Origin of the sequence: Vibrio genomosp. F10 str. ZF-129, assembly GCF_000287055.2 — a bacterium.
In the GTDB taxonomy this organism is placed as follows: domain Bacteria; phylum Pseudomonadota; class Gammaproteobacteria; order Enterobacterales; family Vibrionaceae; genus Vibrio.
Window position 1 is genome coordinate 168,324 of record NZ_AJYQ02000137.1, and the last position, 14,933, is coordinate 183,256.

Sequence of the window (14,933 nt, forward strand, 5' to 3'; positions counted from 1 at the left end):
GTGATTGAGATTGAATTTTCTAAACCTGTAAGTGTGATGAATAGCGATATTCTGAGCTATTTAGAAGTGGCGTTAATTGACGGCTTATATGAGCCGCCAATACCGCTTGATACTTTGGCTAAGGCCTTGCGCGTGAACCCCATGCATGCCAGCGCAATAGAATTCAAACGTAATACGCTGATTTTAGCTATTGCGCTGAGTGGGTTGTTATCTCGCCAAGATGCCAAGCGCTTTATTCAAGACTATTTAACGTTTGGTAATGGCTACCTGCAAGTTATACGCAGTTTCCGCGGGCTAGGTGAGCCTGTTAAGTTGAAGCACTTGCCCGCACTTTATATGCGCAGGCGTGAAGACTTAGGCTGGACATACAAACCACGCGCTTACGATGACGAAGGGCGCATTGACTATAAACAAGGGCAAGTATTCCATTTGGGTGATTATGATATTGCTCAAGAGCTTTACGGTTTACCAAGCCATGTGAGCGGCCTTACCTCTATCTGGCTAAATGAAGATGCAACTTTGTTTCGTCGTCAGTACTTCCGCAATGGTAATCATGCTGGTTACTTGCTGTACATGAATGAGCCAACAATGACCTCAAAGCAGGAAGAAGAGATCAAGAAACAGCTTCAGGCACAAGAAGGCATGGCATTCAAAAACCTGTTTGTTAATGCGAAAGGTAAAGATACCAAAGCACCGGAATTAAAAGCGATAGGGCAGGTTGAAGCGAAAGATGCGTTTAAGGATGTGAAGAACCAGACCATGACGGATGTATTGGCCCTTCATCGTGTCCCTATCGAGTTAATGAGTGTTCGCCGCGAGAGTATTACGTCACTCGATCTCAGTAAGGTTGATTGGTTGTTTCACAAGAATGAGCTTTTGCCGCTGATTGATATGATGCAAGAGTTGAATGAATTTACGGGGCAAGAGGTTATCACCCCGAATGAGTACATGCGTTTGGATGTGGCTTAGTATCGAGTATAGACAGATACGTCTCTACTGCATTGAGGGTTTGAGTTGTGCTTTTATCCATGTTTGTAGCGATAGCAGTTGTTGTGCGTTTTCAGCACAGGTTTGTACGTTAGATACATCCTCCGCTAGGACTTCGGCGTCTCGCTCGTAACTTGTAGCGGTTTTGGGGGCACCATCAGTGACGGTGGAGGGTTGCTGAATACCGATTGCTCGATTATGCGCTCGCACTGATTCGGCGCGGATGTGCATCCAGTCAGGATCATTAACAACGCACTGCTTATCATTGTTCTTTTGAGCATACTTGATCACCTCTTTTTCTATCTCTCGAAACTCAATTCGAATATCAGGCTTTTGGTTAGCGAGTTTTACGGCTAATTGGAAAGCCTCGTCTTGTTTTTGTTCTACTTTGTCCCACAGGGCATTTTGTGCTTTTAGGGCCTTAGCTTCTGTCGTTGTTACGCCGTAGTCATAAGAGAAATACACCACACAGCCAAGAACGGCGACAATGCCAAGGGTTTTGAATAGGGTTAGGTAGTTGGCGAACATTGTGACTCTCCTTGCTTACCATCCGTACAAACAAACGTTTTCTTCTTTCGTTCGGCGTTTGGGAATACCGGCACAGTTGTTTTGTTTTAATCGGCAGTTTTTCCCGTTGACGAACACCCACCTTTGGTACTCGTTACAGGCGCCCAATTGATCGCCTTGGTTGAATTTTTTTAGTAGCGTTGAACGAGAGAAGTTACCCGCGCCTAGGTTATAAACAAAGCTCACCATCATGTCGTATTCGCCTTGTTTTGGCGTTTGGGTGATGTGTTTTTTAACTACTTTCTCTGCGGCGGCTACGCTTTCAACAAAGCTTTCTGCGGCTTGCTGTTCGGTGATATGCGTGTCCTTGGTCACGCCTTTGGTATTGCCTAGACCGACCGTCCAAACATTCGCACTGCATTGGTATGACTTGAGGCGGCAACCTTCTTCATTGGCGATATGGCGCAAACCGTTTTCACTGACGTTTAGCTCTGAGTCGATAGTAAAGACAATGGCAAGAACTGAAGTGACAGAGCACACCACCGCCTGTATTGCTTTGGTTTTTAGGCTCATACTGCACCGTCCTCTTGAGAGTTCAGCTTGTCTAGTTTGGCTTGGTTGAGCTTTGTTGCTACGGAGTAATGGCGAAATGCCATAACGCCAGCCGCAATACCTACCGTAACGGAAATCACTTGTAAGGTATCTATCACACCAAAGCTGATAATGGTTGCACTAATGGAAGTGAGGACTTTCTTTAGGCCAGTCGCATCTAGCAAAGATATGACGAGTGTTTTTGCCTCTGTTTGATTCATTGATTTTTCTCTCGTAACTAGTGATTAGTGCCCCACAAAACCAGTGTATCGGGCTGAGGTTTAAAGGGTACTTATGGCATTTCTAGTGCGGAGATATAGAAGTTTGGGAAGTCAGAAAGAACAAACCCAGCGGCTAGGCTGGGTTTGGTGGTTAGTTGATTGGCGCTTCTGGGTATGGGTTCTCCGCTTTGATTTTGGCTTCTAGCTCGTTGATGCGATTAGAGAGTACTTGTACTTCATCGGTTTTGCCTTGCCGCGCCTTACGTGCAAGCTCACTTTCTAGTGGGTCGGTGAGTTGGGTATAAAGCGTTGAGCGAGTAGCATCCACTTGCGCATAGTCGTGAATGTATTTATTGCTTAGGTTGGTTACCCAAGAGTCATTAATCCATTCATCCCATTGTGTTGATGGTTTTTCTAGTGTGTATTCGTCCGTGACCAAAGACGCATCATCAAACACTTTCGATTCATGGGTTTGCTTATGGTAAGCCGTTACTTCAACGGGCTTTGGCTCAACGAGCCACTTTTGGTTTTGTACATCAAATTTGGCTTGTTCGGTTTTTTCGTCAAACTCTGCCGTGGCAACCCAAGTAGCGAACTGCGGTAAAATATAATCTTCATATCCTGCAATGTTATCGACATTGCTCTTACCTAAATAGACTAATGTTTTAGGGTCATAGTGATACGCAACTTTCATTACATCCAACCTCGGTGTATTTTGATGGAAAGGTTTCCAGTGTATGGGCGGTTTTCTGTCGATGTCGGCACAACCTTAGAAGCATCAAATTCAATAGTTCGGTTAGCTCCCGGATCTGCTCCAATCACGCCCACTTTGGCTGGGCTACTTCCATATTCTTCAAGAGATAAAGCCCCAGTATTAGTTTTAAGTGGCCCATAAACTGAACTTACTCCACCTGTAATGTTCCGAATCGCATCGCCTTGAGTTGAACCATGAGAGACATTTGATGGATTACCACGAATAAAATGACCCAAATGGTGATTTGGCAAAGTAAAGGTTGTGGCACCATCACCATCGCCAAACTTCATTGCGTGAATCATTGGATCGGCGTCTTTTGTTGCCTGATCGATTACCATTCCAGCCGCTACCGCATAGTCCCAAAGTAGTTTATCGGTAATTCTTGATAATTCGCCGCCTTTTAGGTCAATCCAAGCAGGCTTTTCTCCGGATTGATGGAATTCACCTATCATTCCTACCATGTTTGCTAGTGCTGCTTTAATCGGCGCTAGGTGTAGCTCATTCAATTCAGTTTCAGTCACAAACTCACTGTGTTTAAAAATAACTTGTCCAGCTTCACCCGAAATCGCCGCTTTGAGTGTCACCATACCGCCAATGCCTTTCGGCAAAGCGACTTTGGGTGTCGAGCACTCGATCACGGATTGATTGTTGCTATCTAATACATGGATTTGGTGTAGGTATTCATCAAAGTGCTGCTCAATGGGCAGATTCAAGATAAAGGTTAAAACGCCATTGTCATCGTAGTAACTGGTTTCAATGGTGTTTTCGTAGAATGAATACAGTGATTCACTTGGTGCGTCATGGGTTAACGCGCCAATGAGCCGATACTTGGTTACAGTATTTTTCAGCTCACTGTTTAAAATATCTATCCCGTGCTGAGTCGGAATAGCTTGCAGTGTGCTCATTCGGTGTCTCCTATTTCAAGTTGCCAAGTAATGGCAGTGCGGCACAAGATTTGAGTTTCAGCGTCTATTTCTAACTGTGAGCTCAACTCTGGCTTTATTGTTAAGGCGGTGGCCTGTTCAAATTGGGTTTCGGCTTCCAATGGGTAAAGCCAGTGAAACTCGGTGTGAGGTAATCGAACATTTTCAAATGCGTTAATGGCTGCGCCATTGTCATAGCTGAAGAGGTCAATCAAAATCAGATTGGGCCTTTTCACATCGTCATAAACCAAACCATTTGAGCCCATTGTCCCAAGTAGGCTTTGATAATCTCGAATCTTCCAGCCAAACCCTTGCTCTTCAAACTCTGTTAAAAGCGATAATTTAATATCGTCATGGGTTTTCTTAAAGTCTTTCGCTATACCGTTAATGGTATTGGTCAGCTCTGCGTTCTCGGTGTCTTGCCAGTATTCGCCTTGAGGCAGTAACCCACGATAAGCATCAGCAAAATCGCCTTCGCTGTATTCAATGATTAAGTCGGAGGTGTCCATGAGACGGCTCCTAATACATGAATCTGGTTATTGTTTATAGCCACTTCGCCCACAGGCTCTTTGACAATAAAGTTATTGGTCACCGTTGAAATGACTAACACAATTTCAGTGTTGGTGATGGATTCAGGCTTTTTAGTTTCTGGGTTTATCTTGCCCATTTTCCCTTTCACAAAGCTTTCAAGTGCTGTGACGACATCATCACGAATCGCTAGGTCTTCAATGCCTTGAATCTCTATAGCGAGTGGTGCTTTTTCTGGAAGGTGCGCAAACGGATGACAACCCGCGAGTCGGTTAGCTTCAAAGGTCTCTTGAACAAGATTGACCACTTCACTGCTTAGCGTTGGGTCGTTTTCACGGGCGCCAATGTAGACCTCTACCATGCCGCGCTCTGGTGTGTTATCGAGTGCCCAAGCAAAATCTACATCAGAGTGAGCCGACACTGCCCACACTTCGTAGTCTTCTGATTTGCCGATCAGTTCATTCTTCTCAAAGGCCACAATTACTCGCGCTCGCCAGTGCTCTAACTCTTCGATATCTGCACCACCTTCAATACCAAGCGATAAGATATTATTTGGGTCGATACCGCTTAGTCCTTCAGTGAGAGTGAGTTTGGCGCCATTTGGTAAATTACTGGCTGTCCCTGATTCAAGTGCAATGACGTCTACAGGCACATTGCTGTATTGCTCTTTAGTGGTTTCATACTCTTTATCACCGTAGATTAGGTGAGTACCTTTGGCGATCACTACTGTTCCGCCTAGTTCAGTAAACTGCACTGTACCTTTTGCAAAAGTAGGCAGTAGTCGTGGTGTATTGTGGCGATTTGCATGCAGGTATAGCCATGCTTCAGAGCAGGTTTCAGGGTGCAATTGTCTGAAAAGCAAATCTTGATAGCCATATTGCCCATAGCTGACGCCAGCAATAGCAGAGGCTATCGCTTTGGTGGCTGGATTACTTTGCCCTGTTTCTGCCGTTAGGTTGGCTTCAGCACGAGCGATTAAGCTCTCAAGGCTCACTTGTGTACTCATTTATCTACCTTCGATAGTGGAACATCAAATGTTGAGCCATCAGTCAGGGTTATCATGATATTACGGCCCATTTGGTTTGGTTTCTCTCTCCAAACGGTGACTTCAATAGCTTTGGCGTGACCTTGCTGAATTAACCAGGCGAGAGCTTCTTCATAAAAGCGTTTAGCAAGCCTTAAGGTTTCATCGGTTAATTTGGCTCGTTTGAGCGTCCAGTCACGAGAGCCGACAATCTCTATCAGTTCATTACTCCAAGTGCCACCGCGTTCATTGTTGTCCATTCTGGCGCGGTCATTCTTGGTTGACTCAGCGTAGTTGTAGACGCTTTGCAGTACCGCATGAGTCATGCCGTCTTTTTGGCTTATTGGTGCCGTCAAAGCGTTTAATTTAAAGTACTTCAATTGACTGGCTCCTCCGACAATCCGCAATTACATGGGTGTTTATGGGTTTCAACGACAATACCGCCGAACTCACCAGAACCACCCGTGGCTTTGCCCTTAATATCAACATCACCAGCAAATTCAGACAGAGGCGTATCAAATACGATTTTTGTCGGAGCCTTGAGTTTGATTCCTTCCTCGGTGAAGTGAACGAGGTTGCCTTTGTCATCGAGCATGGCGACTTCGCCAGGTTTTAAGTCGATTTGGTAGCGTTCGTCTTCCACATTGACGGTAATACCACGCGCAGTTACACCGCCAATAAACAGGTTGTAAGCCTTGGCTTCGGGTAATGGTCGGCTCATGAATCCGTAGTTGTGGACGCGCTTAATGCGATCATTGGTGCGGCCTGTTGCGGTTCTGATTTGCAGCATGCCAGTGGTTGCGCCAGTCACCGTTCCTGTTCCAATCACATTCTTGATGCGAGCCATTAATCGCTGTTGTTGCTGGCGTTGAGCACTAGACATGGCTTTGCTCCTTAAACGGCCTAACCAACTCAACGGAAGTACTCGCGGAGCTTTCGGACACCGATAGGCCAAGAGACTTAATCACCAGCATTTCACTAAAACTCTGCTCTTTGTCGATTACTCGAATCACTCGGTTTAATCCATCAATCGCAAGCTGAGGAAAGATATCGGCGACAGACGTGGAAGCGGTTAGGCTTTCCGCTATGGCTAAGTTGTGTTCATATTTGGCGCGAGATAAACACGCTGCACTGCTTTGCAGTTGGTCACAGGTGATCACCATCGTGCGCGAGCTATCAATGTTTGGGTTGGTGACTTGGGCGCTGGCATCATCCCACTGGCCCTGCACATCAATAGTATGAAACTGCTTATTGAAGGTGCGTTTTATCTTTAAGCTGTCTATGTTGTTGCCTATTTCAAGGCCAACATTGTTAATCGTTCCGTGCGCCGTGTTCTCTATAGTCAGCACGCCATTTCGCTCGATGAGCATGTAGCCTTGCTCACGGATGAGCTGAGCCACATTTTCAACCGGAGACTCAGCGTTAATCTGAAACTCTTCAATCTTCGGCATGCCTTTAACGAGGCTCTTTACCCCTAAACCAAATGGTTTTGCCAGCTTTCTTAGCAACTCTTCAACATTGAGGTTATAAATCGCATCCATTGTGATGCGCGAGTCAATCATGTTCGCGCTCTCGGAACGTCCTACTATTGGCATAGTTAAAGAGCTTGCGCCTGTCTCGCTTTCTGCTTCATCTATCTGACCGATTAAGATGGATTGGTCATTAAGGAAGAACTCAACCGACAACGGGCGATCAATGTTCATCGGTTCAATCGAGCAGTTAAAGGTGTGGGCCAATTGCTCTGTTGAGTAGTTCAAGTTGGCTTGGTAAAAAGTGTGCGGATTCCCGTCAATGTGCATCGTGAGTTGATTCATCGTGCATCCCTCATTGCGATATCACCACGGATAAACAAAGGGTGCTGAAGTGCATTCATTTTGGTAATGACGTTCTCATTGGTGTACTCGTCATGGGCAATACTCAGCGCTGACTTAAAGTGAGGTGATTGCACGGTTCTGTGTGCTTTGGTTCCTTCTGTCACTTTATCGTGCTGAGTCTGCACATTGCTTTTTAGTAACGTGAGTGCGTCATAGAGCTCTATGCTTTCTTGCGTAGAGACTTGAGTCGTTTCCTTGATGCGGTCATCAACGTTGACAATGAGAGTTGAGAGATCACTTTGAATAATCTCTGGTTGCTTTTGGGCTAGGGTGATCTCAAAGCTGTCATTTGCTTCTAGGTCAGTCACGTCTTTACTCATCTTCACCGCGCCCGTGACCATCTGCACGTTGTGGTGTTTCGTTGGGCTATCGGTTTTTACTTCGCCAAGCATCAAAGCTTGAGCACTGCGTGAGTTATCGACGGCTTCACTCTCGGAAGCAGGCTCTGATTGAACACCTTCAGACACCGTATCGACAGCACTAGAAAAAAGATCAGCGAACTCAGTGGGGTTAGTGCTCAAGCTGCTCACGGCAGAGAAAGCTTCATTTATCGCTAGGTTAATATCTTGTAGTGAATCATCGGCTAGGTTCAGGCGGTTAGTAATATCAACCAGCACATTGAGCGCATTGGTTGCATTGCTTTGGATTTCGTTGATTTGAGAAACATCCAGCCCTTTAACCTCTTCAGTAAATGATTTGTTAGAGAGGCTTTCTACTAGGTTAGCCTGTGCTTTAGTACGAGCTGTTGTCGGGGCAGTGATTGAAGGTGAAGTACCAGAGCGCACGAACTTAAGGCTTAATGTCACTAAACCTTTCTTCGTACTGAAGCTTAGCGAGTGGTCTTCAAAGACTAGCGGTAGCTCACCTAGCCAAGGGTGCTCAAGTTCCCCTTGTGGATTTGCTTCAAGGTTATCAATGAGTGCGTTCGCGTCAGCTAGCGAACTTGTACCCACGAACACAACTTCAAAGGTGAAGGCTCGGGCTTTGGTGCCCATGATTTTTATGTGTGGTAGGTCAGCGTATGGGATTTCACTCACTTGCAGACGCTTACCACCATCAAAGGAGGTAGACAGGATATTGAGCTTCAGCCCATTCCATCTCGCGTGCTCGTGTTGTCGTTCCCACATTAGAAAACCTACCCATTGATGAACAAAAAACAGAAATTGGTAAAGTGCTGGAAATTAGAGGGCGAAATAGGGGCTTTAGGCTTCGCTCGGACTCACCCCTCCCTCCACACCGAAATTCCACACTGCAATTTTGCGATCCTTAAAGTGATCGTGCTTTGGTAGGCTTTAGTACAACACAGCCCCCAGTGTATCTACACTGAGGGCTGTTTTAGATTGGGAATATAGAGATCGTTGAAGATCGTTTTCGTGCGCTTTAACTTAATAAATGAGTTGTAGATAAAATTAACTATAACTCAGGTACTTGAACGTTAAGATAATGTTTTAGTGCTGCCCCGTAGAATCGCCCTAGCGTATAATAAGCGTAGTATTGAACTGGGCTGAAGTTGACATCAACAGTGGATATATGAGGGAACTCACCTATTTTATCTGTCCCACTCAATATTTCGAGAGTTGCTTTTGAATAACTATCAAAAGTAGGGTGCTGATTGGCGTAATCTGAATACGCGTCGAGAGCACGAAGCTTAATGTAGAATATGTTCGCTACTATTCCATCTTCGTTTTCTATTTTCGCTTCAAGTATTGGAGAAAGCTCCCAGTCCTTAGCCTCTCTATATTCATCTAAACCTCTACCATCAAATGCGATCGTAAGGCATTGCTCTGTACCATTATAAATACATTCGTTCAGTTCGTTGATTGGTTTGCCATCATGATAGAAAACGATTCGGGTATCGCCTTTGATATGCTTAGCTAACTTCCCTCTATTATCGTTATTGAGGTACTTTTCACTTTCATAACTCAGGTGTTTGGCTAGTCTTCTTAAACCTTCAATAGTTCCATTTGGATCAGCTTCCGCATCCGAAATAATGATGTTCTTAAAGCCTCTTTTTATTAGTGAGTAAGCTCCTAAATTATCAGAGTGGCCTCCGTCGGATAAGTAAGCTGGTTCACTGAAGTCTTTAGGGTTTAGTGAGTAGTCACCTAACTCAATACCATACCAACTAAGAGCCGTTAGTCCTACTGTACCGCCAAAGCCTGTGTATGGTGTGACATCAACAGCAGCTCCAGATAGGGCCACATAATCTGAAACAGTTCGCAAGCAGCCGCCATCTTCTGCCATCCCATTGCACTTCATTGCACTTGCTTCGGTGGTTGTCATGTAACCTGTAGTACCTGAACCAATAGCAAACGGACTAACCTCGTAAATACTGTTATATAGTGGCTCTGTCACAAATGGGTCTTTATATAGTCGAGTAAACCTAAAATCATTATATGGGGCGACAGTAGTATTTATAATCCAAACTGGAGGGTTATCTGCCTTATTCGTGTCGTAAAGTTTTTTAATTTCTGGGAGGTAAAGGTTATCCGCATGTTTTTTATGACCACTCCAAGAGCGATTAGCATTAGTGTCCCCAACGAACGAACCTTTCATTACTCCTGTATGATTGTTAGGTGTAGGAACTAAACCATAAGTCCGCTCAAGACCTCGTCTATAGTAGTCTCTGGCTGGGGCGCTGTTGTTATCTGTGCCAAATAGTTCGAGGACATTACTTATTGGAGCTTCTATAATTGTTCGTAGGCCAATAGGAACGAAATGTCCCCAATGCCAGTCATCTTCAGCCCCTGCTTTCATTGTGTGCTCTTTGAGAATCAAAGAGTTGTTAAATAAGTGCCTTTGAAATCGATAACTACGATCTTTGGCCGCATCAGCATCTTTACAGGATATGTCTTGCTCTAGAAGCTCTTCGTTCACCGAAAAACAAAGTTTAAATAGATCGTCAACTGTATAATCAGTCTTATAAATAGGATTTTGGTAATGCAATTTGGAGAAGTACCAATAAGAAGCATAAGTTCCTCCAGATACACTGGAAATCGAGTCGAGTTTGTTAAGTTCTCCAATTTCCTGCAAGCCAGCTAGAACTCCAATATTGAAGGAAGCTGAACGAGTTCCTCCTCCTGATAAAGCTAGTCCCGTAGGAGCTGGTTTGTTTTTGTAGAATTGCTGTTCAGTCTCATGAATTTGGTCAAAAGAAGTTGCAACGTTTTCTTGTACGCTTGTACAAGCAGAAAGAAAGAGAGCGATGATAATGGTTGAGGTCATTCTAATGTTATACATTCACTTGCTCCATTATTAGTGAAGATAACATACTAGTATGGAATGGATGGCTTATAAGAATAACTGGTCACATATTTACAACAAAGTATGGGTTGCTTTATATACAGATGGAGCACTTTCAGACTTCAAATATATCCATCTGGTTCACATCGCCCTTACACAACTCTGGCTGTAGCTCTGGGCAGGGCGGTTCGCCCACTGAATCAACAATGCCTTCAACTGATGTGAGCGTATGGAAACGAACGCCGCAATTGAAGTTCAAACATTGCCAGTAGGCTTTTCTCGTCTCGTTACTCATTTCTTGAGAGGTGACGATTCGGGTTTTGCATCCGCACTTAGGGCATGGCATCAACATTTAATATCTCCTGTCTCTGAATGAAATCGCTCAATACCCACCCCTAAGTAATGAACTTGGTAACAAATCACTAATCTCGAATACGATCATACCTACTGCTTTTGCGTGGTATAGGTAATGAGTCGGTTTCTATTGGCTTGCTGTAGTCATCGGGAGAGTGTTCCCGGTTAATGAACTCCTCCCATTCTGGATCGGAGCGGTTTAGCTCTTGTTCTAGGAAGAAGTTATTGAGTATTTTTTGGCTTCTTGGTGGAATTCTATAGTTATTGCCACTGGACCAAGGGCAGTCGCTCCCGCTCCTTTCAGAAGCCTCCGACGAGTCGGAGACTTTCTTAACCAGTTTCCACTCTGTCTCACGAGTAAATACCACAAGTCCCGATCCCTCAAGTCCATCGGTCACTTCGACAATCTCACCATATTTGTTTTCACGCTCTTTCTTAAGAATCTTAATAGGGCGCATAGAAGCACTCAGGCGGTGACCGCCCATGTAATCCATATAGGCAGAGAAAAAACCGTAATCAGCAGCGCGTCTTGCTTTCTCGAATAGACAGAATTCTTGGGCTTCATCAATGCGTCGAAGCTCTCGCCAAATGGTCACTGGGGGAGTGCGTTGAAATTGGAATTGGCGAAAACAGAAAGTACGAGACCAGGCTGTTACGTTTTTAACCGTATCTTGTAGCTTTGCCCGTTTATTATCAGAGTCGGTCAAATCCTCTAATGCATGGCCATCAACGTTTTTAGAAATGTACTTAGCAAGGTAAGCAACGGCGCCGCCTGAACCTTCCGTAATAAACTTCGCATCAAAACGAGCTTTCATCGCTTTGGTCTTCGCTGTGCCGTCTTCAAAGTATAGGTCTTTAGTCTCACGGAATTGATAGTCTTGTAGGCCACCGATAAACGCTTTTGCTTGCTCAAGAGGCATGAAGAAAACGCCGTGCCAGTGCGGTGTTCCATCTTGATGAGGCTCAACCACTCGCATTCCATAGTAGGTTAAATCGCGGTAATCAGCCCAAGCACGGAATAACTCCCAACCCTTACTTAACCATGCATGAGCATCCTTTGGTGTGCTGCCATCAAAGTTATGATTTTCAATCCAGTATTTGCCGTGCTTCTTTAAACGGTGAAAGCGGCTAGGGGAAGTCATGGTCACGAACACAGCAATGTGATGATTGCTTTCTGCATACTCTTGGCAACCTGCAATGCGCGTCATTAACTCATGACGGCGATTAGCAGGGTTACTTTGCGACGAATCGATCACCGTTTGCAGATCAACGGTGTCCCCATTGCAAGATTCGATAGCCATTAGCTCAATCCATTCACGCTGCCTGTCTTGGCGTACAGTGAGCCATTCACAGGCAGAAATAGAAGCGTAAGGCGAAGTGTGGGGCGAGACCATACCAGCAGCACGACGCGCATTTTCAAACACCGCAACGGTGATACGGCCAAGCGCTTTACGCCAGAAACCGTCATCCATTAAACGAATGACGGCCGAAAACGCGTCATCCTCATCTTTTACATAAGTGAACTTAGGTAGCCACAGAGAAGCACCCACAAACTCATTAATCAGTGAAAGAGTTTCAATGGGTGACATGCCTTTTTGCGCAGCAAGTCGAACGTGATTACCGCAACGACCTGCCAATTCAATGGCTAACTTAGCTCGCTTAATTTCATTATCTACTTTCCACCAAGGCTCAGGCAGAACAGAAAACGCCGCCGCAACCGCACCACTGCGCTTTTCAATGAAGTTAATGGCCTTTTTGAAGCCATGTTTACGCAGGCGGCTGGCGGCAGCTTTATCAATATAGTTGCGAATATCAAACGGCAGTTTTAGCTTATTTGCGGTGGTCGATGCGAACTCAAAGACAAGCTCTTTGGGTGTTTGCTTGCCATCGTGAACCCATTCACCATTCACAAATTCCAGTTGTGATGAGCCTTTCTTCTTATCCAGAAACGTCATCAGCTCCTTATGGATATGACTAGGGAGCCGATTTATCGGATTATTAAGGTTGATTTTATGCTGTTTCATGGTCTTCTCTAGAGCGTTGAACCACTCTGTTAGGAAGCGATAGAGCCTTGACCTTGAGCTTTTCTTTCCATATTCCTTTTCGTCTTTCTCGCTCTGTTTGGCCTCCATTTCTCATTTCTTCAAACTCGGCCTTAACCTTTTTTAGCAACTCTAGGCCTCGCGCTTTATCCGCTTGGTTTAAAGAGTGGTGCGGTAAATCAGGGCAGGGTTTATGGCTTGGGTCAGAGTAAGTTTGCATAGTCATAGTAAACCTCACATTGCAGAGCTAACGTTGAAAGTTAAAATATCGTTTGAGCCGAGAAACATAAGCACCTCGTCCAAAGAAGGAAAAAGCTGGAGGTTTCGGCCATGAGAGACCAAATAAACCGCCTCGTCATGTTGTTGGCTAAACACCGAAACAGCCCAACCTAAGAAATTGTTCTGTGCATCAGTCTTAATGAACGCACAGGGTGGGTGATTGACAACACAATCAATCTTGCTAGCAATGGCGCAGAACTCATCTGCACACACGCCAGTTTCACCAGGGAAGAGTTGAATGCCTTGCTTTAGTTGGGTAACAGTCATACCGCTGCTAGCTCCTGTGCATCAACAACCATGTAACCGCCAGCGCCTTCACCTTGGCTCAAAACGCCACGTAGTAAGTGATTGCATTCCAGTTGAGCGCAAGCTTGTTTGACGGCATCTTCAAAGCTTTCACAGTCACCTAGCTTGGTGACTTCTGGCTCAAATGTTTTGGTGTGGCGCTTCATAGCACCATCACCAAATAATCGAAGGGCAAAATATTCCATCAGACAGCCTCCAAAGTTGGGTGACCATGAAGAGGTTCACAGTCGCGCCACCACATTTGCATGGTGGCTTTTTGGCTAGTGTCTCGAACGCAGGCGGACACAAAGAAAAGGGCACGGATAGCGCCAAGCGCTTGGTTATGCATTACTGGATCAGTGGACTGGTTAAACACCACAACCCAATATATCCACCAAGCTGTGATGAAGTCAGAAAGACATAAGCCTTGTTCTGTGCCATTCACGTTAACCAACATTGCACGAGTTGAATCAAGCTCTAGCATGTTGCCCTGGCTAGATTCCACGACATTAAAAATGCGCACAAACTGCTCAATCTTCCGAGTAGTAAAGCCTTCATTGCGCAGGCCAAACTCAAGGTCCGTTTGGTAAACGGTGATGATGCTCATACTTCCACCTCAATAACTTGTGGTCCCATACCCACTACAAGCGCCCCTTCATCATCAAATAGAAATAATTGACCTTTGTATAAAACCCCTTCTTCCGTAAAAAACTGGTCGGCTAGAGCGTCGCTTTTACTCGCTTGGTCGTGTAGCAGATTTGCTGCACCTTCAAGCTGCTTTTTGTATTCATGTCTGGCAGCACTCGCTTCTTGCTCTAGTTTTTCTTTCGTTGCTTTACTCTCTACAACGCCATCGAGCATTTGCAGAACCTCTTTTGAGATGGATTGCTTTTTCATGCCGAACCTCCGATCACTTCTAAACAGTACTGCTCGAACTGATACAGACCTTCATCGTCCCAACGGCCTAAATCACGAAGCGCTAACATCTCAATGAACAAGTGACGGTTGTACATATCAAGTTCAGACCAATGATGAAGCTGAGAGGCACGCTTCGCAGAGCCAGAGCGATACCAGCTAACGAACGAATGACCGAAGAACAGACGAGCGCGTTCACCCTTCATGGATTCCTTGATATCGGCTAACACTTCGCTTTGAGGTCGATGCGTTGCAATAGGCGGAAGCTTCTTAGCGATAGCATCTAATTGGATCAACATCTCTTGTTGCTGTTCCATACGGCTTCGCACAAAGCGATTATTGATTTGTTCTATAGATTGATTGAGTAAGAAGTTTTCTAGATTTTCCATAACTACACCCCTGTAGA

At 45.1% G+C, this 14,933-nt stretch carries 21 protein-coding genes; 1 reads left to right on the forward strand and 20 read right to left on the reverse strand.

Annotation, left to right across the window (positions count from 1 at the left end):
* Positions 1-969, forward strand: a complete 969-nt coding sequence (locus A1QO_RS19155; RefSeq protein WP_017041889.1) for a phage portal protein — start codon at positions 1-3, stop codon at positions 967-969.
* Between the two features lie 24 nt (positions 970-993).
* On the opposite strand, the gene A1QO_RS19160 is transcribed toward A1QO_RS19155, so the two are convergent.
* From A1QO_RS19160 to A1QO_RS19255, 20 genes are all read right to left on the reverse strand, one after another.
* Entirely contained in the window at positions 994-1,515 is a 522-nt protein-coding gene (locus tag A1QO_RS19160) for a hypothetical protein (RefSeq protein ID WP_017041890.1), read from the reverse strand.
* 15 nt (positions 1,516-1,530) lie between these two features.
* Positions 1,531-2,067 (reverse strand): lysozyme, encoded by a 537-nt coding sequence (locus tag A1QO_RS19165; protein ID WP_017041891.1) that lies wholly within the window; start codon positions 2,065-2,067, stop codon positions 1,531-1,533.
* A complete protein-coding gene (locus A1QO_RS19170; protein ID WP_017041892.1) occupies positions 2,064-2,306 on the reverse strand; it encodes a hypothetical protein in 243 nt (80 codons plus the stop codon). The genes A1QO_RS19165 and A1QO_RS19170 overlap by 4 nt, the downstream gene beginning before the upstream one ends.
* A 151-nt stretch (positions 2,307-2,457) precedes the next feature.
* A complete protein-coding gene (locus A1QO_RS19175) occupies positions 2,458-3,000 on the reverse strand; it encodes a hypothetical protein (RefSeq protein ID WP_017041893.1) in 543 nt (180 codons plus the stop codon).
* Positions 3,000-3,965 carry a hypothetical protein gene (locus tag A1QO_RS19180; RefSeq protein WP_017041894.1) on the reverse strand — a complete coding sequence of 322 codons (966 nt, stop codon included), beginning with the start codon at positions 3,963-3,965 and terminating at the stop codon, positions 3,000-3,002. Before A1QO_RS19180 ends, A1QO_RS19175 begins: the two co-directional genes overlap by 1 nt.
* Positions 3,962-4,492, reverse strand: coding sequence for a hypothetical protein (locus A1QO_RS19185; RefSeq protein ID WP_017041895.1), 531 nt, complete (start codon positions 4,490-4,492; stop codon positions 3,962-3,964). Before A1QO_RS19185 ends, A1QO_RS19180 begins: the two co-directional genes overlap by 4 nt.
* Entirely contained in the window at positions 4,474-5,517 is a 1,044-nt protein-coding gene (locus A1QO_RS19190; RefSeq protein WP_017041896.1) for a baseplate J/gp47 family protein, read from the reverse strand. Before A1QO_RS19190 ends, A1QO_RS19185 begins: the two co-directional genes overlap by 19 nt.
* A complete protein-coding gene (locus tag A1QO_RS19195) occupies positions 5,514-5,861 on the reverse strand; it encodes a phage GP46 family protein (protein ID WP_431354865.1) in 348 nt (115 codons plus the stop codon). The genes A1QO_RS19190 and A1QO_RS19195 overlap by 4 nt, the downstream gene beginning before the upstream one ends.
* Positions 5,862-5,911: 50 nt before the next feature.
* A complete protein-coding gene (locus A1QO_RS19200) occupies positions 5,912-6,418 on the reverse strand; it encodes a phage baseplate assembly protein domain-containing protein (RefSeq protein WP_017041898.1) in 507 nt (168 codons plus the stop codon).
* Entirely contained in the window at positions 6,411-7,349 is a 939-nt protein-coding gene (locus A1QO_RS19205; protein WP_017041899.1) for a tail protein, read from the reverse strand. The genes A1QO_RS19200 and A1QO_RS19205 overlap by 8 nt, the downstream gene beginning before the upstream one ends.
* Positions 7,346-8,536: a DNA circularization N-terminal domain-containing protein gene (locus A1QO_RS19210; protein ID WP_017041900.1), complete on the reverse strand. Its 1,191-nt coding sequence runs from the start codon at positions 8,534-8,536 to the stop codon at positions 7,346-7,348. The genes A1QO_RS19205 and A1QO_RS19210 overlap by 4 nt, the downstream gene beginning before the upstream one ends.
* Positions 8,537-8,822: 286 nt before the next feature.
* Positions 8,823-10,649 carry a hypothetical protein gene (locus A1QO_RS19215; protein ID WP_017041901.1) on the reverse strand — a complete coding sequence of 609 codons (1,827 nt, stop codon included), beginning with the start codon at positions 10,647-10,649 and terminating at the stop codon, positions 8,823-8,825.
* Positions 10,650-10,767: 118 nt separating this feature from the next.
* Positions 10,768-11,004: an ogr/Delta-like zinc finger family protein gene (locus A1QO_RS19220; RefSeq protein WP_017041902.1), complete on the reverse strand. Its 237-nt coding sequence runs from the start codon at positions 11,002-11,004 to the stop codon at positions 10,768-10,770.
* 70 nt (positions 11,005-11,074) lie between these two features.
* Positions 11,075-13,030, reverse strand: a complete 1,956-nt coding sequence (locus A1QO_RS19225) for a replication endonuclease (RefSeq protein WP_038132196.1) — start codon at positions 13,028-13,030, stop codon at positions 11,075-11,077.
* Positions 13,017-13,274 carry a hypothetical protein gene (locus A1QO_RS19230; protein WP_017041904.1) on the reverse strand — a complete coding sequence of 86 codons (258 nt, stop codon included), beginning with the start codon at positions 13,272-13,274 and terminating at the stop codon, positions 13,017-13,019. Before A1QO_RS19230 ends, A1QO_RS19225 begins: the two co-directional genes overlap by 14 nt.
* A gap of 8 nt (positions 13,275-13,282) precedes the next feature.
* Positions 13,283-13,594 carry a hypothetical protein gene (locus A1QO_RS19235; protein ID WP_017041905.1) on the reverse strand — a complete coding sequence of 104 codons (312 nt, stop codon included), beginning with the start codon at positions 13,592-13,594 and terminating at the stop codon, positions 13,283-13,285.
* Positions 13,591-13,818, reverse strand: a complete 228-nt coding sequence (locus tag A1QO_RS19240) for a hypothetical protein (protein ID WP_017041906.1) — start codon at positions 13,816-13,818, stop codon at positions 13,591-13,593. The genes A1QO_RS19235 and A1QO_RS19240 overlap by 4 nt, the downstream gene beginning before the upstream one ends.
* A complete protein-coding gene (locus A1QO_RS19245; RefSeq protein ID WP_017041907.1) occupies positions 13,818-14,219 on the reverse strand; it encodes a hypothetical protein in 402 nt (133 codons plus the stop codon). Before A1QO_RS19245 ends, A1QO_RS19240 begins: the two co-directional genes overlap by 1 nt.
* Positions 14,216-14,509, reverse strand: coding sequence for a hypothetical protein (locus tag A1QO_RS19250; protein WP_017041908.1), 294 nt, complete (start codon positions 14,507-14,509; stop codon positions 14,216-14,218). The genes A1QO_RS19245 and A1QO_RS19250 overlap by 4 nt, the downstream gene beginning before the upstream one ends.
* Entirely contained in the window at positions 14,506-14,916 is a 411-nt protein-coding gene (locus A1QO_RS19255; RefSeq protein ID WP_017041909.1) for a hypothetical protein, read from the reverse strand. The genes A1QO_RS19250 and A1QO_RS19255 overlap by 4 nt, the downstream gene beginning before the upstream one ends.
* Between the last annotated feature and the right edge of the window lie 17 nt (positions 14,917-14,933).